The 14821-nt window shown below is 65.0% G+C and carries 17 protein-coding genes; 8 read left to right on the plus strand and 9 right to left on the minus strand.

The annotated features are described in order from the left end of the window. The first annotated feature begins 36 nt into the window (after window positions 1–36). Window positions 37–609, plus strand: a complete 573-nt coding sequence (locus K2W81_RS01615; RefSeq protein ID WP_294100719.1) for a GNAT family N-acetyltransferase — start codon at window positions 37–39, stop codon at window positions 607–609. Between the two features lie 146 nt (window positions 610–755). On the opposite strand, the gene K2W81_RS01620 is transcribed toward K2W81_RS01615, so the two are convergent. Next, window positions 756–1391 carry a trimeric intracellular cation channel family protein gene (locus K2W81_RS01620; RefSeq protein WP_294100721.1) on the minus strand — a complete coding sequence of 212 codons (636 nt, stop codon included), beginning with the start codon at window positions 1389–1391 and terminating at the stop codon, window positions 756–758. Between the two features lie 157 nt (window positions 1392–1548). Here K2W81_RS01620 and K2W81_RS01625 point away from each other — a divergent pair, with 157 nt between their 5' ends. From K2W81_RS01625 to K2W81_RS01635, 3 genes are all read left to right on the plus strand, one after another. Next, on the plus strand, window positions 1549–2712 hold the full coding sequence (locus K2W81_RS01625) for a phosphoserine transaminase (RefSeq protein WP_294100722.1): 1164 nt from the start codon (window positions 1549–1551) through the stop codon (window positions 2710–2712). Between the two features lie 127 nt (window positions 2713–2839). Next, on the plus strand, window positions 2840–4417 hold the full coding sequence (gene serA / locus K2W81_RS01630; RefSeq protein WP_294100724.1) for a phosphoglycerate dehydrogenase: 1578 nt from the start codon (window positions 2840–2842) through the stop codon (window positions 4415–4417). Between the two features lie 19 nt (window positions 4418–4436). Next, complete coding sequence (locus K2W81_RS01635; RefSeq protein WP_294100725.1) at window positions 4437–5543, plus strand: ATP phosphoribosyltransferase regulatory subunit; 1107 nt, start codon at window positions 4437–4439, stop codon at window positions 5541–5543. On the opposite strand, the gene K2W81_RS01640 is transcribed toward K2W81_RS01635, so the two are convergent. Then, window positions 5540–6238, minus strand: a complete 699-nt coding sequence (locus K2W81_RS01640; RefSeq protein ID WP_294100726.1) for a TonB-dependent receptor — start codon at window positions 6236–6238, stop codon at window positions 5540–5542. The genes K2W81_RS01635 and K2W81_RS01640 overlap by 4 nt on opposite strands. Window positions 6239–6330: 92 nt before the next feature. Between K2W81_RS01640 and K2W81_RS01645 the strand changes: the two genes are divergently transcribed. Continuing rightward, the gene (locus tag K2W81_RS01645) at window positions 6331–7620 is read left to right on the plus strand and encodes an adenylosuccinate synthase (protein WP_294100727.1); all 1290 of its coding nucleotides are present in this window, start codon (window positions 6331–6333) and stop codon (window positions 7618–7620) included. Here K2W81_RS01645 and aroC read toward each other — a convergent pair whose 3' ends face one another. The 7 genes from aroC to K2W81_RS01680 all read right to left on the minus strand — a co-directional run bounded on the left by aroC (window position 7621) and on the right by K2W81_RS01680 (window position 12325). Next, the gene (aroC, locus tag K2W81_RS01650; RefSeq protein WP_294100728.1) at window positions 7621–8688 is read right to left on the minus strand and encodes a chorismate synthase; all 1068 of its coding nucleotides are present in this window, start codon (window positions 8686–8688) and stop codon (window positions 7621–7623) included. After that, window positions 8685–8909 (minus strand): DUF2442 domain-containing protein, encoded by a 225-nt coding sequence (locus K2W81_RS01655; RefSeq protein ID WP_294100729.1) that lies wholly within the window; start codon window positions 8907–8909, stop codon window positions 8685–8687. Before K2W81_RS01655 ends, aroC begins: the two co-directional genes overlap by 4 nt. Then, window positions 8896–9162 carry a DUF4160 domain-containing protein gene (locus tag K2W81_RS01660; RefSeq protein ID WP_294100730.1) on the minus strand — a complete coding sequence of 89 codons (267 nt, stop codon included), beginning with the start codon at window positions 9160–9162 and terminating at the stop codon, window positions 8896–8898. Before K2W81_RS01660 ends, K2W81_RS01655 begins: the two co-directional genes overlap by 14 nt. Beyond that, window positions 9162–9548 carry a hypothetical protein gene (locus K2W81_RS01665; RefSeq protein WP_294100731.1) on the minus strand — a complete coding sequence of 129 codons (387 nt, stop codon included), beginning with the start codon at window positions 9546–9548 and terminating at the stop codon, window positions 9162–9164. Before K2W81_RS01665 ends, K2W81_RS01660 begins: the two co-directional genes overlap by 1 nt. A gap of 77 nt (window positions 9549–9625) precedes the next feature. After that, window positions 9626–10417, minus strand: a complete 792-nt coding sequence (gene fabI / locus K2W81_RS01670; RefSeq protein WP_294100866.1) for an enoyl-ACP reductase FabI — start codon at window positions 10415–10417, stop codon at window positions 9626–9628. Window positions 10418–10425: 8 nt separating this feature from the next. Then, a complete protein-coding gene (locus K2W81_RS01675) occupies window positions 10426–11385 on the minus strand; it encodes a YihY/virulence factor BrkB family protein (protein WP_294100733.1) in 960 nt (319 codons plus the stop codon). Between the two features lie 10 nt (window positions 11386–11395). After that, window positions 11396–12325, minus strand: a complete 930-nt coding sequence (locus K2W81_RS01680) for a DnaJ C-terminal domain-containing protein (RefSeq protein ID WP_294100735.1) — start codon at window positions 12323–12325, stop codon at window positions 11396–11398. A 150-nt stretch (window positions 12326–12475) separates the two neighbouring features. Here K2W81_RS01680 and pdxH point away from each other — a divergent pair, with 150 nt between their 5' ends. The 3 genes from pdxH to K2W81_RS01695 are packed head-to-tail and all read left to right on the plus strand — an operon-like array spanning window position 12476 to window position 14816. Beyond that, window positions 12476–13051, plus strand: coding sequence for a pyridoxamine 5'-phosphate oxidase (pdxH, locus tag K2W81_RS01685; protein WP_294100736.1), 576 nt, complete (start codon window positions 12476–12478; stop codon window positions 13049–13051). A gap of 44 nt (window positions 13052–13095) precedes the next feature. Continuing rightward, a complete protein-coding gene (locus K2W81_RS01690) occupies window positions 13096–14022 on the plus strand; it encodes a cation diffusion facilitator family transporter (protein WP_294100868.1) in 927 nt (308 codons plus the stop codon). Continuing rightward, entirely contained in the window at window positions 14019–14816 is a 798-nt protein-coding gene (locus K2W81_RS01695; RefSeq protein WP_294100739.1) for a PhzF family phenazine biosynthesis protein, read from the plus strand. The genes K2W81_RS01690 and K2W81_RS01695 overlap by 4 nt, the downstream gene beginning before the upstream one ends. Window positions 14817–14821: the final 5 nt, after the last annotated feature.

A 14821-nucleotide genomic window follows, 5' to 3' on the forward strand; every position in this document is an offset into this window, starting at 1 on the left:
CGTCGACGATGTTCGTTCGACTGTGAAGGGGGCTCCATGATTGCGATTCGCGCCGCGCGACCCGAAGATGCCGCCGCGATTGCGGCGATCTATGCCCCGCATGTGGTGAGCGGCACTGCCTCGTTCGAGGTCGAGGCACCCGATGCGCGGCAGATGCGCAGCCGGATGGCGGCATCGGACGGGCTCTATCCGTGGATCGTCGCCACCAATGGCGAGGCCGATGACGAGGATGGCGGCGGCGTGCTGGCCTTTGCCTATGCCGCCAAGTTCCGCGAGCGCCCCGCCTATCGCTATGCGGTTGAAACGACCGTCTATGTGACGTCGGCAACGCAGGGGCAGGGAGTCGGGCGGCTGCTCTATCAGTCGCTGATCGATACGTTGCGCACGCAGGGATTTACCCAGGCGATCGCCGCGATTGCGCTGCCCAACGACTATTCGATCCGGCTGCATGAATCGGTCGGCTTCCGGCGTGCGGGCGTCTACCGCGAAGTCGGGTTCAAGCATGACCGGTGGATCGACGTCGGCATCTGGCAGCGCGAATTACACGAACCAAGCGTGCCGCCGGTCGAACCAAAACCCTTCAGCGACGTGGGTGTGGTGCGGGGCTGAGGTCTGAGGTTTGATCCCAGTCTGCCGTTTGCCCTGAGCTTGTCGAAGGGCCGTCCTTCTTCTGCGATCGGCTCGCAAAAGAAGGACAGTGCTTCGACAAGCTCAGCACGAACGGGATAGGTCTGGGAAGAACACACCCGCATCCCCTACCGCGCCCGCCGGTACGCTGGCAGCGCGAGCTTCCAGCGAATTGCCGCCCCCCGCAACGCAAAGCCTGCCGCCGCGCCCACGCCCGCTGCGACTTCGCCCGGCAGCCCGACCGTCACCAGCGCAACGTAGAGCCCGGCACTCAGCGCCGCCGCCGTCACATAGATCTCGGGCCGCATGATGATCGACGGCTCGCCCGCCAGCACGTCGCGGATGATGCCGCCGACGCACGCCGACATCACCCCCATCAGCGCGGCGGGCACCACCGGTACGCCGTAAGAGAGCGCCTTGGCCGCGCCGTAAACGGCATAGGCGGCGAGCCCGACCGCATCGAACCAGTCGAGCGCGGTGCCGCGCCACCAGCGTTCGGGCGTGACGTAGATCAGAAACGCAATGACGAGGCAGGTCGCCGCCGCGCGGCTGTCCTGCAACCAGAACACCGGTGCGCCGATCAGCAGATCGCGCACCGTCCCGCCGCCGACGCCGGTCGCGAGCGCGAAGAAGGCGAGCGTCACCATCGTCTGCCCGCGCCGCGCCGCCGCCAGCGCGCCTGACGCCGCGAACACCGCCAGCCCCGCAAGATCGAGCAGCGGGCCGACGGTCTGGGTAAAGCCGATGAGGGGCGGGGGCAGCATCGGCGCGACGATAGCGGGGCCAGACCCGAGGGCAACCGCGCGCGGCATTTGCTGCATCGCGGTCGCAACGCGCTTGACGCCGCCGCGTCGATCGTTAGGGCGGTCGACGGGCCACGCGGTCCCAACGCCGCGCGTGCTCTCTGTAAGGAGAGACTACATGACCGAGACTGCTGCGATTGACGCCACCACTGCGTCTGCGCCTGAAAAACCCCACACCAAACCTGCCCGCCCCTATTTCTCGTCGGGGCCATGCGCCAAGCCGCCGGGCTGGGACGCCGCCAAGCTCGCGACCGGATCGCTCGGTCGCTCGCACCGCTCGAAAATCGGCAAGGCGCGGTTGCAACATGCGATCGACCTGACTCGCAAAATTCTGCGCGTGCCCGACACGCACCGCATCGGCATTGTCCCTGCGTCCGATACCGGCGCCTATGAAATGGCGATGTGGACGATGCTGGGCGCTCGCCCCGTCACCGCAATCGCCTGGGAAAGCTTTGGCGAAGGCTGGGTGACCGATGCCGCCAAGCAGTTGAAGCTCGACCCCAATATCCTCCGCGCCGATTATGGTCAGCTGCCCGATCTGGGCGCGGTCGATTGGAGCCACGACGTGCTGTTCACCTGGAACGGCACGACGAGCGGCGTGCGCGTGCCGAACGGCGACTGGATCGCCGACGACCGGCACGGCCTCAGCTTCAACGACGCGACCTCCGCCGTGTTCGCTTACGATATGCCGTGGGACAAGCTCGATGTGACGACCTTCTCGTGGCAGAAGGTTTTGGGCGGCGAGGGTGCGCACGGCGTGGTCATCCTCGGTCCGCGCGCGGTCGAGCGGTTGACGAGCTACACCCCCGCCTGGCCGTTGCCGAAAATCTTCCGGCTGGTATCGAAGGGCGCGCTCACTGAGGGCATTTTCAAGGGCGAGACGATCAATACGCCGTCGATGCTCGCGGTCGAGGATGTGATCTTCGCGCTCGAATGGGCGCTGGAATTGGGCGGGCTCGATGGCCTGATTGCGCGGTCGGATGCCAATGCGGCGGCGCTCGACAAGATTGTCGAAGAGCGTGACTGGCTTGGCCATCTCGCGCCCGATCCGGCGACGCGGTCGAAAACGAGCGTGTGCCTGACGGTCGAGGGCGCCGACGAAGCGCTGATCAAGCGGATGGCGGGCGCGCTGGAAAAGGAAGCCGCGGCGTTTGATGTCGCGGGCTACCGCGACGCGCCGCCGGGCCTGCGCATCTGGTGCGGCGCGACGGTCGACACCGCCGATGTCGTGGCGCTCGGCCCGTGGCTCGACTGGGCCTACGCGGTCGCGAAGGCCGCTTAATCCCTTCCCCTCTCCTGAAGGGAGAGGGGTGCCGAACATAGTGAGGCGGGGTGAGGGTGACTGCCCCCCTGCGCTCACCCTCACCCCCACCCTCTCCCAACGGGAGAGGGAGCAGAAGGAAAATCCCATGCCCAAAGTCCTCATCTCCGACAAAATGGACCCCAATGCCGCCGCGATCTTCCGCGCGCGCGGTGTCGAGGTTGACGAAATCACCGGCCAGACCCCCGAAGAGCTGATGGCGATCATCGGCGAATATGACGGGCTCGCGATCCGCAGCTCGACCAAGGTGACAAAGGCGATCCTCGAGCATGCCACCAACCTGAAGGTCATCGGCCGCGCCGGGATTGGCGTCGATAACGTCGACATCCCCGCTGCTTCGGCCAAGGGCGTCGTTGTCATGAACACCCCGTTCGGCAACTCGATCACCACTGCCGAACACGCGATCGCGCTGATGTTCGCGCTCGCCCGCCAACTGCCTGAGGCGGACGCCAGCACCCAGGCCGGCAAGTGGGAAAAGAACCGCTTCATGGGCGTCGAGCTGACCAGCAAGACGCTGGGCCTGATCGGCGCGGGCAATATCGGATCGATCGTGGCGGACCGCGCTTTGGGTCTGAAGATGAAGGTGATCGCCTATGATCCCTTCCTCACGCCTGAACGCGCGCTCGAAATGGGCGTTGAAAAGGTCACGCTCGACGATCTGCTCGCGCGCGCCGATTTCATCACGCTCCACACGCCGCTGACCGACCAGACCCGCAACATCCTGTCCGCCGAAAATCTGGCGAAGACCAAGAAGGGCGTGCGCATCATCAATTGCGCGCGCGGCGGGCTGATCGACGAAGCAGCGCTCAAAGCCGGGCTCGATTCGGGGCATATTGCGGGCGCCGCGCTCGACGTATTCCAGACCGAACCGGCGAAGGAATCGCCTTTGTTCGGCACCCCGGGCTTTGTCTCGACGCCGCATCTGGGTGCGTCGACCACCGAAGCGCAGGTCAATGTCGCGCTCCAGGTCGCCGAGCAGATGGCTGATTTCCTCGTGACGGGCGGCATCACCAACGCGCTCAACGTGCCGTCGCTGTCGGCGGAGGAAGCGCCGAAGCTGAAGCCATATATGGCGCTCGCGGAAAAGCTCGGCTCGCTGGTGGGCCAGCTCGCCCACGGTGCACTGTCGGGCATTTCGGTCGAGGTTGAGGGTGCCGCAGCACAGCTCAACCAGAAGCCGATCACCAGCGCGGTGCTCGCGGGGATGATGCGCGTTCACTCCGATATCGTGAACATGGTCAACGCGCCGTTCCTCGCCAAGGAACGCGGGCTCGACGTGCGCGAAATCCGCCACGACCGTGAGGGTGATTACCACACCATGGTCCGCGTGACGGTGAAGACCGAAGGCGGTGACAAGTCGGTCGCGGGCACGCTGTTCGGCGACGCCGCGCCGCGTCTGGTCGAATTGTTCGGCATCAAGGTCGAGGCCGATCTGGTCGGGCACATGCTCTATGTCGTCAACGAAGACGCACCGGGCTTCATCGGGCGGCTTGGCACGTTGCTCGGCACGCAGGGGGTGAACATCGGCACTTTCCACCTCGGGCGCCGCTCGGCAGGGGGCGAAGCAATCGTGCTGCTGTCGGTCGACGAAGCCGTGACGCCTGCGCTGATCACCAATGTACGCACGCTGCCCGGTGTGAAGACGGTGATGGCGCTCGCGTTTTGAGGAAGCTAAGGGGCGCAGGATGACCTCCTCGCTCCTGCCCGAAGGCTTTCACGATCGTTTGCCACCCTTCGCGGATGCCGCCGCTTCGCTTGAAGCGCGGTTGCTCGGCGCGGCCTTTGCGCATGGTTATGAGCGCGTCGATCCGCCCCTGGTCGAGTTCTTCGAAGGGCTCGCCCAGCGGCTGAAGGCGTCGCGGACGATCGACGCGGTGCGCTATGTCGATCCGGTGTCGCAGCGCACGCTGGCGATCCGGCCTGACATCACCGCGCAAATCGGGCGGATCGCGGCGACGCGGATGGCGCACCACCCGCGCCCGGTGCGGCTGTCCTATGCAGGTCAAGTGCTCAAGCTGCGCGCCGCCGAACTCGATCCCGAACGCGAAATGCGGCAGGTCGGCTGCGAGCTGATCGGGCTCGACAATGTTGCCGCCGCGCAGGAGATCGTCGGCGTGGCGGTTGAGGCATTGCAGGCGGCAGATGTTGCTGGCCTGTCGATCGACTTCACCTTGCCCGATCTGGTCGACACGCTCGCGGCGGGGCCATTGTCGGTAGCACCCGAGCGGATCGAGCTGCTCAAGGACCGGCTCGACGCCAAGGATGCGGGCGCGGTCGCGGCAATCGACGCGCGCTATCTGCCGCTGATCGAAGCGGCGGGGCCGTTTGCGGCGGCGCATGACCGGCTTTGCGCGTTCGATGTCGGTGGTGCGCTGCGGTCACGCCTCGACGGGTTGTGGAAGATCGCCGAGGCGCTCGACGGCCGGATCGCGATGACGCTCGACCCGACCGAGCGGCACGGCTTTGAGTATCAAAGCTGGATCGGCTTTTCGATCTTTGCTGGGGGGGTGCGCGGCGAAATCGGGCGCGGCGGCAGCTACACCGTGCTGCACGACGAGGGCCGCGAGGAGCCGGCGATCGGCTTTTCGCTCTATCCCGACGTGATCGTCGACGGTGGCTTGAGCGTGCCCGAGCGGCGGCGGTTGTTCGTCCCGATCGGCACCGATCCGGCGCTGGCGGGGGCGATGCGGGCAGAGGGCTGGGTAACGGTGGCGCAATTGGATGCGGGGGATAGCCCTGAGGCGCAGCTTTGCACGCATGTCTTGACGATCGCAGGGCCAACCGGCGCTTAGTCTTTGGGCACGATCTGGAGATCATATTGAATGTAGAGCAGGACTTCGGTCGGGCCTGTCAGCACCCAACGCACCGGTTGGGCCAGGCTGCTGACTTGCGCGGCATAATCCTCACCGAACAGCTTTGCCGATGCGGTCGCGTCGGCGGCGATCGCTGCAATCACCTGCGCGCGATACTGCCCCGGATCGACGATCGAGACGCCCGCTTCGCCGTCGGGTTCAATCACGGCACGGCCGCTTAATGGCACAGCTTTGATGAAACTGCTCAGCCGGTCGAGCGCGGCAAAGGCATCGCCGTCCTTGAGCGGCGTCTTGATGATGAACGAAACCTGCTCCGCATCGTTGCGGCTATCATCCTCGGTAAATGAGAGCTTGGTGGCATAGTTGGCGAGCGTCAGCGGGCGAATAACCGAATCGCCATAGGCCAGCGTCACGCCACGCTTGGCCCCGGCATCGATCGCGTTCTTGACGGTCGCCAGAATTTCGGCGCGCCGCATCGCCTTGTCGCGGGTGTCGCCATAGATAGTCACGCGCTGCACGGCGAAATCGGCGCGCCGCTTGACGCCGACGCCGGCCACTTGCGACGCCATTTCCCCGCCACCGCGCTTGCTGCCGGTGACGACGACTTCGTCTTGGGCCAGTGCGGGGGCGGCGATTGCGCAGCCAAGGATGACGGCGAGCAATGGCTTCAGCATCTTCATCTCCCACAATTGTTTGCGCGAAAAGTTGGACCCCCGGCGCGCGCCTGTCTAGAGCGACTTTTTTCCAGGCAATGAGGAAGCAGGCCTTGGCCAACGTAGCAGTAATCGGCGCCCAATGGGGCGATGAGGGCAAGGGCAAGATCGTCGATTGGCTCGCCGAGCGCGCCGATGTCGTTGTGCGGTTTCAGGGCGGGCATAATGCCGGGCACACGCTCGTTGTCGGTGACAAGGTCTATAAGCTGTCGCTGCTGCCGTCGGGTATCGTGCGCGGGACGCCGAGCGTTATCGGCAATGGCGTGGTGCTCGATCCGTGGCATTTGCGCGATGAAGTCGCAAAGCTGCGTGGGCAGGGGGTGGAGATTACCCCCGACACGCTGATGATTGCTGACAACTGCGCGCTGATCCTGCCGTTCCACCGCGACCTTGATGCGCTGCGCGAGGATGCGAGCGGTGCGGGCAAGATCGGCACAACGCGGCGCGGCATTGGTCCGGCTTATGAAGACAAGGTGGGCAGGCGCGCGATCCGCGTGTGCGATCTGGCGCATCTCGATGATCTGGGGCCGCAGCTCGACCGGCTGACCGCGCATCACGATGCGTTGCGTGCCGGGTTCGGCGAGCCACCGATCGACCGCGCCGCGCTGATCGAGCAGTTGCGCGAGATTGCGGGCTTTGTGCTGCCGTTCGTGCGGCCCGTCTGGCGCGACCTCAACGCGGCGCGCGCGGCGGGCAAGCGCATTTTGTTTGAGGGCGCGCAAGGCGTGCTGCTCGATGTCGATCATGGGACCTATCCGTTCGTGACCTCGTCGAACACGATTGCGGGCACCGCGTCGGGCGGATCGGGGCTGGGGCCGAGCGCGGTGGGTTTCGTGCTCGGGATCGCCAAGGCCTATACGACGCGGGTCGGATCGGGACCGTTCCCGACCGAGCTCGAGGATGACATCGGCGAGCGGCTGGGCACGCGTGGCCATGAATTCGGAACCGTGACCGGGCGCAAGCGGCGCTGCGGCTGGTTCGACGCGGTGCTGGTGCGGCAATCGGCGGCGGTCAGCGGCATCACCGGCATCGCGCTGACCAAGCTCGACGTGCTCGACGGCTTCGACACCGTCAGCATTTGTACCGGCTATCGGCTGGGTGACCGCGTGCTCGATTATTTCCCGGCGCATGCGGCGGAGCAGGCGGCGGTCGAGCCGATCTATGAGACTTTGCCCGGCTGGCACGAAACCACGGCAGGCGCGCGGAGCTGGGCCGATCTGCCGGCGGCCGCGATCAAATATATCAAGCGCGTCGAGGAGCTGATCCGCTGCCCGGTCGCGCTGGTCTCGACCAGCCCCGAGCGCGAGGACACGATTTTGGTGCGCGATCCGTTCGCGGATTGATCAGCCGCACTGGCCCCGGTGGCGCAGCTTGTGGTCGGCCAGCACCAGCGCGACCATCGCCTCAACCACGGGCGTGCCGCGAATGCCGACGCAGGGGTCGTGGCGGCCCTTGGTCATGATCTCGGTCGCGTCACCGTCGCGGGTGATCGTTTCGACCGGGGTCAGGATTGAGCTGGTCGGCTTGAACGCGACGCGGACGCGGATCGGCTGGCCGGTCGAAATGCCGCCCGCGATGCCGCCTGCGTGATTGGCGAGGAATTCGGGGCCGTCGGCACCCGGCCGCATGGCATCCGCGTTGTCCTCACCACGGAGTGCCGCCGCGCCGAACCCGTCGCCGATCTCGACGCCTTTGACCGCGTTGATGCTCATGCACGCGCTCGCGAGATCGGCGTCGAGCTTGGCGTAGAGCGGCGCGCCCCAGCCGGGCGGCACGCCCACGGCTTCGCAGGCGATCACCGCACCGAGCGACGACCCGGCCTTGCGCGCGTCATCGACCAGCTTTTCCCAGCGGATCGCGGCCTTGGCGTCGGGGCAGAAGAAGGGATTGGCGTCGATTTCGTCGCCGTCGAAATTGGCCGGGTCGATCGCATCGCCGCCAATCGCTTCGACCCAGGCGCGGATGCTGACTTCGGGGATGACGAGCCGCGCGACCGCGCCCGCCGCGACGCGCATCGCGGTTTCGCGCGCGGAAGATCGCCCGCCGCCGCGATAGTCGCGAAAGCCGTATTTGGCGTCATAGGCATAATCGGCGTGGCCGGGACGATAGGCCTTGGCGACGTCCGAATAATCCTTCGATCGTTGGTCGACATTGTCGATGATGAGGCTGATCGGCGTGCCGGTGGTGCGCCCCTCGAACACGCCGGAGAGAATGCGGACCGCGTCGGGTTCCTGCCGCTGGGTCGTGAAGCGCGAGGTGCCGGGGCGGCGCTTGTCGAGGAACGGCTGGAGATCGGCTTCGGAGAGCGCCAAGCCGGGCGGGCAGCCATCGACTACCGCGCCAATCGCGGGGCCGTGGCTCTCACCCCAGGTGGTGAAGCGGAACAAGTGGCCGAAGCTGTTGTGGCTCACGCGGCTTGAGCGGGCGCGGGGTTCTCCAACCGGTTGGCTAGCAGGCTCGCAATCGAGATATCCTCGTCGAGTTCGTCCCAGTGCACACCGCTTGGTGAGATGAAGAAATCTCTGCGGGCATTCTCGCTACCTTTCAACAGTCGGGGAAACCAAGCCAGCGGCACCCCGATCGTTCGCCCGTCTTCGAGCACAACCCACATCGAATCTTCATCGAATTCCACGCTGATTGCTTCCGGTGAAAAAGGCGTTCCATGCATCTTCGATTTCCTGTCGCCGCTCAGTGACGATTTGTTCCACTTCCCGCAACTCGCGCGGATTGAGACGCCTATTATAAGCGACTCGAACCTCAGGATACAGCCAAAGCTTCGCATCGCCCCCGGGCCGTGCCACATGAATGTGAACAGGTTCCAAAGGTTTTCCCTCTTTGGAGAAGAAGTGAAAGCGAAATCCTCGTTCTCGGAACACGACGGGCATCAGCGCTTCCTCAACGTGTCGGCCGCCACCAATCGTCCATCCGCGCCACGGACAAACCAGAATAGCCAACCATTGATCGAGTGGTTTGTTATCGACGCACCGGCTGGAGAGAGGCCGGAATAAATGGCCCCATTCACCTCAATGCCGCGTGCCGTGACAGTTGCATGCACTATTCGCCCATCCCGGAATCGATGCTCAAGCCGGGTTCCCAGAGCGAATTTCACGCCTTCGCTCTCCCAGAATTCGCCACTAGGCACGGCAGCCTCCAATGGGACGCTGACCAAGCCAAGTGCCGCTTTCACAACGTCGCCCTCAGAGACATGCTCATTTGGACGTCGACGGGTAATTTCTTTAAAGGTTTCAAAATCGACGTCGATCATCGGCATTATGCGACTCCATCACATTAGAGAGCCGAATTACAAAGAGAAATAATCTTTGTCCAGAGGGCAATCGCCTTTGGAGTTCACCCCAGCGTGATATCCGGCGCGTCCTCCGCCTTCATGCCGACGACATGATAACCCGCGTCGACATGGTGCGTCTCCCCGGTCACGCCGCTCGACAAGTCGCTCAGCAGGTACAGCGCCGACCCGCCGACATCCTCGATCGTCACGTTGCGTTTGAGCGGCGAATTATACTCGTTCCACTTCAGGATCAGGCGGAAATCGCCGATGCCGCTAGCGGCCAGCGTCTTGATCGGCCCGGCCGAGATCGCGTTCACACGGATATTGTCGCGACCCAGATCGACCGCGAGATATTGCACGCTGGTTTCGAGCGCGGCCTTGGCGACGCCCATCACATTGTAATGCGGAATCACTTTCTCGGCGCCATAATAGCTGAGCGTCAGCAGCGCGCCGCCGTTTGGCATCATCGCGCTCGCGCGCTTGGCGACGGCGACGAACGAATAGACGCTGATGTTCATCGTCATCAGGAAATTGTCGAGGCTGGTGTCGACATAGCCACCGCGCAGTTCGTTCTTGTCCGAAAAGCCGATCGCGTGGACGACGAAATCGATCGTCGGCCACTCCACCGCCAACGCCTCGAAGGTCGCGTCGAGCGCCGCCATGTCCGACACGTCGCAGTCGAACAGCCGCGCGACGCCCAGTTGCTCGGCGAGCGGGCGCACGCGCTTTTCCATCGTCTCGCCCTGATAGCTGAAGGCGAGCTCGGCACCCGCCTCGCTCAGTTTCTTGGCGATCCCCCAGGCGAGCGAGCGATCATTGGCGAGCCCCATGATCAGCCCGCGTTTTCCCTGCATCAAATTCGTCACGCTTGTTGCGCCTCCGCATCGTTGTCGTCGCTCCCTACTCCCTGTTCATCGGCTTCCGCCAGTGCCGCGTTCAATTGCGCACCGACGACAAGCCCAAGCCCGACAAGGAAAAAGAAAATCAGCGCAATCATCACGCCCGCCAGACTGCCATAAGTCAGGTCGTAGCTGGCGAAGCTGGCGAGCAAGGTTGGCAGCAGCGCCGTGACGCTGAGCCACCAGACGGCGGTGAACACCGCGCCGGGCCATTTCGGCGCGCGGCTGTCGCGATATTGCGGCGGGGTGAGCGAGTAGAACAGCATGTAGAGCGCGCCGAACAGCGCCACAGCCGGGGCCAATCGCGAGACCGACACGATCATCGCGGCGTTTTTGGCAAAGGGCATCGCGCGGACGATGAATTGCTCGGCTGCGACCAGGCTCACCTGAAAGCTGAATGCAACGAGCGCGAGCAGCAGCGAGGCTAGCACGAGCACGATTGACCAAAAGCGGTAATGCCAAAAGGGGCGGACCGATTTGACGCCATAAGCGCGGCGCAGGATGTCGCGGATCGTCTCGACGAAGCTCGCCGTGGTCCACAGCCCGACGGCGGCGCCGAACCAGAGCAGCGATCCTGACCTTGCGGCGAGCACATCGGTGATCGGCGTTTGCAGCACCATCGCGACTTGCGGAGGCACGTTGCGCAGGAAGATGTCGACGGTGCGCAGGCCCTCGTCCGTGCGCCCGAACAGCCGCGCAACGGCAGCCGCCACGATGAAGAAGGGGAAGAGCGCGACCAGCGACAGATAGGCAAGGTTGCCCGCGTGGATGAAGCCGTCGCTGAACACGCCGACGAGCACGCGCCGAATGACTTCGCGGACATAGCTGCCCGGCGCCATGAACGCGACGCGGCTGTTGAGCGTCAGCCCTTCGCCCGGGTGGCGGCGGCGCGCCTCGGGCGAAGTGGGGGAAAAATCCTTCACTGGGGTTTGATCAGATGTCGAATTTGCCGCGCGGATTGCTCTTGTCGCGGCCCGGCCAGTTCTGGACGAATTCGACCAGCGCGTCATCGCCCACCGGCAGATCGACCATCAAGGTCACGAGCTGATCGCCGCGCACCCCGGTCTTGCCATGGAACCCGCGTCCTTTGAGCCGCAATACCTTGCCCGAGCTTGATCCGGCGGGGATCGTCAGCATCACCGCGCCCGACACCGTCGGCACGCGCACGCTCGCGCCGAGCACGGCTTCGCTGAGGCTAACGGGCAGGTCGAGCCGGACATCGTCGCCGTCGCGCGTGAAGAAGCGGTGCGGGTGGATGTCGATCGTGACAATGGCATCGCCGGGGCCACCGGGGCCGGGGTCGCCCTTGCCCGACAGCCGCATCTGCGTGCCACTCTCGACCCCGGCTGGCAGCTTCAGGTCGATCGTCTTGCCATCGGCGAGCGTAATGCGTTGCGGATTGAGGCAGGCGGCGTCGGCGAATGGCACCGCCAGACGGTAGGGGCGGTTGGCGCCCTTGGGCTGCGGCCCGCGCCGCCCGAAGCCGCCCGAAAAGCCGCCGCCAGCCTTGCGTCCCCCGAACAACCCTTCGAAAATGTCGCTGAAATCGCCGCCATCGGTCGCGTCGAAGCCTGCGCCCGGTCCGGGCGAAAAGCCGCCGTTGTTCGGCGTGGGCCCCTGACGGAAGCCGAAGCCCGCCGGATTGCCGTCGCCGTCGATCTCGCCGCGATCGAAGCGCGCGCGCTTGTCCTTGTCGGACAGCAGATCATATGCATTGGTGACGCGCGAAAACCGTTCCGTCGCCTTCGGATTATCCTTGTTGCGGTCGGGGTGCAGTTCCTTGGCGAGCTTGCGATATGCCTTTTTGATGTCGGCTTCGCTCGCGCCGCGCGCCACGCCCAGAATTTGATACGGATCGGCCATCATGCTCCCGTCGCTTGATTGGCGCCTATTTGGGCGATCACACGGCCAAGCGCAAATGCTGCGGGCAAATTCTTGGGGGTGCACCCTGACCCCGACCCTGGCCCTGCGCCGAGGGTGACGCACGCCTGCCAAGCCGCTAGAGCGCGCGGCATGACCGATCCCTTTGCCCTGTTCGATGCCTGGTACGCCGAAGCGCGCGCCAGCGAGATCAACGATTCGAATGCGATGGCGCTCGCGACCAGCGACGCGCACGGGCGGCTGGGGCTGCGCATGGTGCTGCTGAAGGGGCATGGGCCCGACGGCTTTGTGTTCTATACCAATCAGGAAGGCCGCAAGGCCGCCGATCTGGCCGCCAATCCGCAGGCTGCATTGCTGTTTCACTGGAAATCGCTGCGGCGCCAGATCCGCATCGAAGGGCCGGTGTCGACGGTGAGCGAGGCCGAGGCTGATGCCTATTTCGCGACGCGCAGCCGGGATTCGCGGCTCGGCGCCTGGGCGAGCGACCAGTCGCGGCCGCTCGATAGCCGCACGACTTTTGAGGCGCGTTTTGCCGACATGCAGGCGCGGTTCGAGGGCGGCGACGTGCCGCGCCCGCCGCATTGGTCGGGCTATCGCGTGACGCCCACGGCAATCGAATTCTGGCAGGATCGCGAGCACCGGCTGCATGAGCGGCGGCTGTTCACGCGCGACGGCGATAGCTGGACCGAGGGGCTGTTGTATCCGTGACCATCGGCAACCATCATGATGATCGCGCGACGCTCGCTGCCGAGATGGGGACGATCACCCAGCGCGCGGCGATCGCGAGCGTGGCCACTGCCACGCTGCTGTTGGGGGTGAAGGGGTTCGCCGCGTTCCATACCGGGTCGGTAGCGATGCTGGCGTCGCTCGCCGATAGTGGCCTTGATCTGGTCGCCTCGCTGATGACCTTGTTCGGCGTGCGGCTGGCGGCACAGCCCGCCGATCACGACCACCGCTTTGGCCACGGCAAGGCGGAGGCGCTGGTGGCGCTGGTGCAGGTCGCGCTGATCGCTGCGTCGGCCTTTGCGATTTGCTGGCGGGCGATCGGGCAATTGGCCGGCGCGCAGCCGATTGAGGACATCGGCTTTGGCATCGGCGCGTCGGTGGTAGCGATGGTCGCGACGGCGATGCTGATTGCCTATCAGCGCCACGTCATCGCGCGCACCGGATCGGTCGCGATCAGGACCGACCATATGCATTATCAGTCCGATCTGGTGATCAATGCCGCCGTCGTGGTTGCGCTGGTGATGGAACAGCAATTGGGGCTGAAGGGTGCCGATGCGCTGTTCGGCATCGGCATCGCGATCTGGTTGCTGTGGGGTGCGTGGCGCGGATCGAGCGAGGCGATCAACCAGCTGATGGACAAGGAATGGCCCGAGCCGAAGCGCCGCCGCTTTGTCGAAATCGCCAGCCGCCACCCCGAACTCAAAGGGCTGCACGATCTGCGCACGCGCACCAGCGGGGCGACCGATTTCGTGCAATTCCATATGTGGATGGACCCGAGCATGACAGTGGCCGAGGCGCATGATGTGGTCGAGGATATCGAGCGGCGGCTAGCGGCGGAATTTCCCGGCACCGAAATCCTCATCCACATTGATCCCGAGGGGCAAGTCGATCATCCCGGCAACCCGCTGGTTGAGGCGGACGAAATCGCCAAGCTGAAGGGAAGTCCCGCATGATACGTCTGCCATTTGTTCAGATCGATGCCTTTGCCGACCGGCCTTTCACCGGCAATCCGGCAGCAGTGATGCCGCTCGATGCTTGGCTCGACGACGCTGTGCTGCAAGCCATCGCGCTGGAGAATAACCTGAGCGAGACCGCGTTTCTGGTGAAGGATGCGACCGGCGCGGCGGATTATGAGCTGCGCTGGTTTACGCCTGCTGCCGAAGTGGTGCTGTGCGGCCATGCGACGCTGGCGAGCGGGCATTATCTGCTGGAGGGTGATCCGGCGCTGGAGCGGGTGACGTTCCGCACGCGCAAGGCGGGGATGCTGTCGGTGGCGCGGGCGGGCGCGGGGTACGAACTCGGCTTGCCGGCATGGGTGCCGGTGCCCAAGCCTTTGCCGGAGATTGTCGCGGCACTCGGGATCGAGGGGGAGTTTTCGACGCTCTGGCATGAGTCCGGTTATCCGCTGATCGTGGTCGATCGCGCGGCGGTGGTGCAGGGATTGAAGCCCGATCTCGGCGCGCTCGCAAAGCTTGGTCCGCTGGTCGCGATCGTCACCGCGCCGGGCGATGACAGCGACGTGATCAGCCGGGTTTTCACGCCCTTCTACGACATCCCCGAAGACCCGGTGACCGGGTCGGCGCACGCCGTGCTGACGCCCTATTGGGCCGACCGGTTGGGGCGCGACAGCTTCACCGCGTATCAGGCATCGAAGCGCGGCGGGCGACTGACGTGTCGGCTCGATGGCGACCGGGTGGTGTTGGGCGGGAGCTGCGTGACGGTGATCGAGGGCATTTTTTTGCTGTAGGGTGC

The organism is Sphingomonas sp., assembly GCF_019749955.1.
GTDB lineage: Bacteria > Pseudomonadota > Alphaproteobacteria > Sphingomonadales > Sphingomonadaceae > Sphingomonas.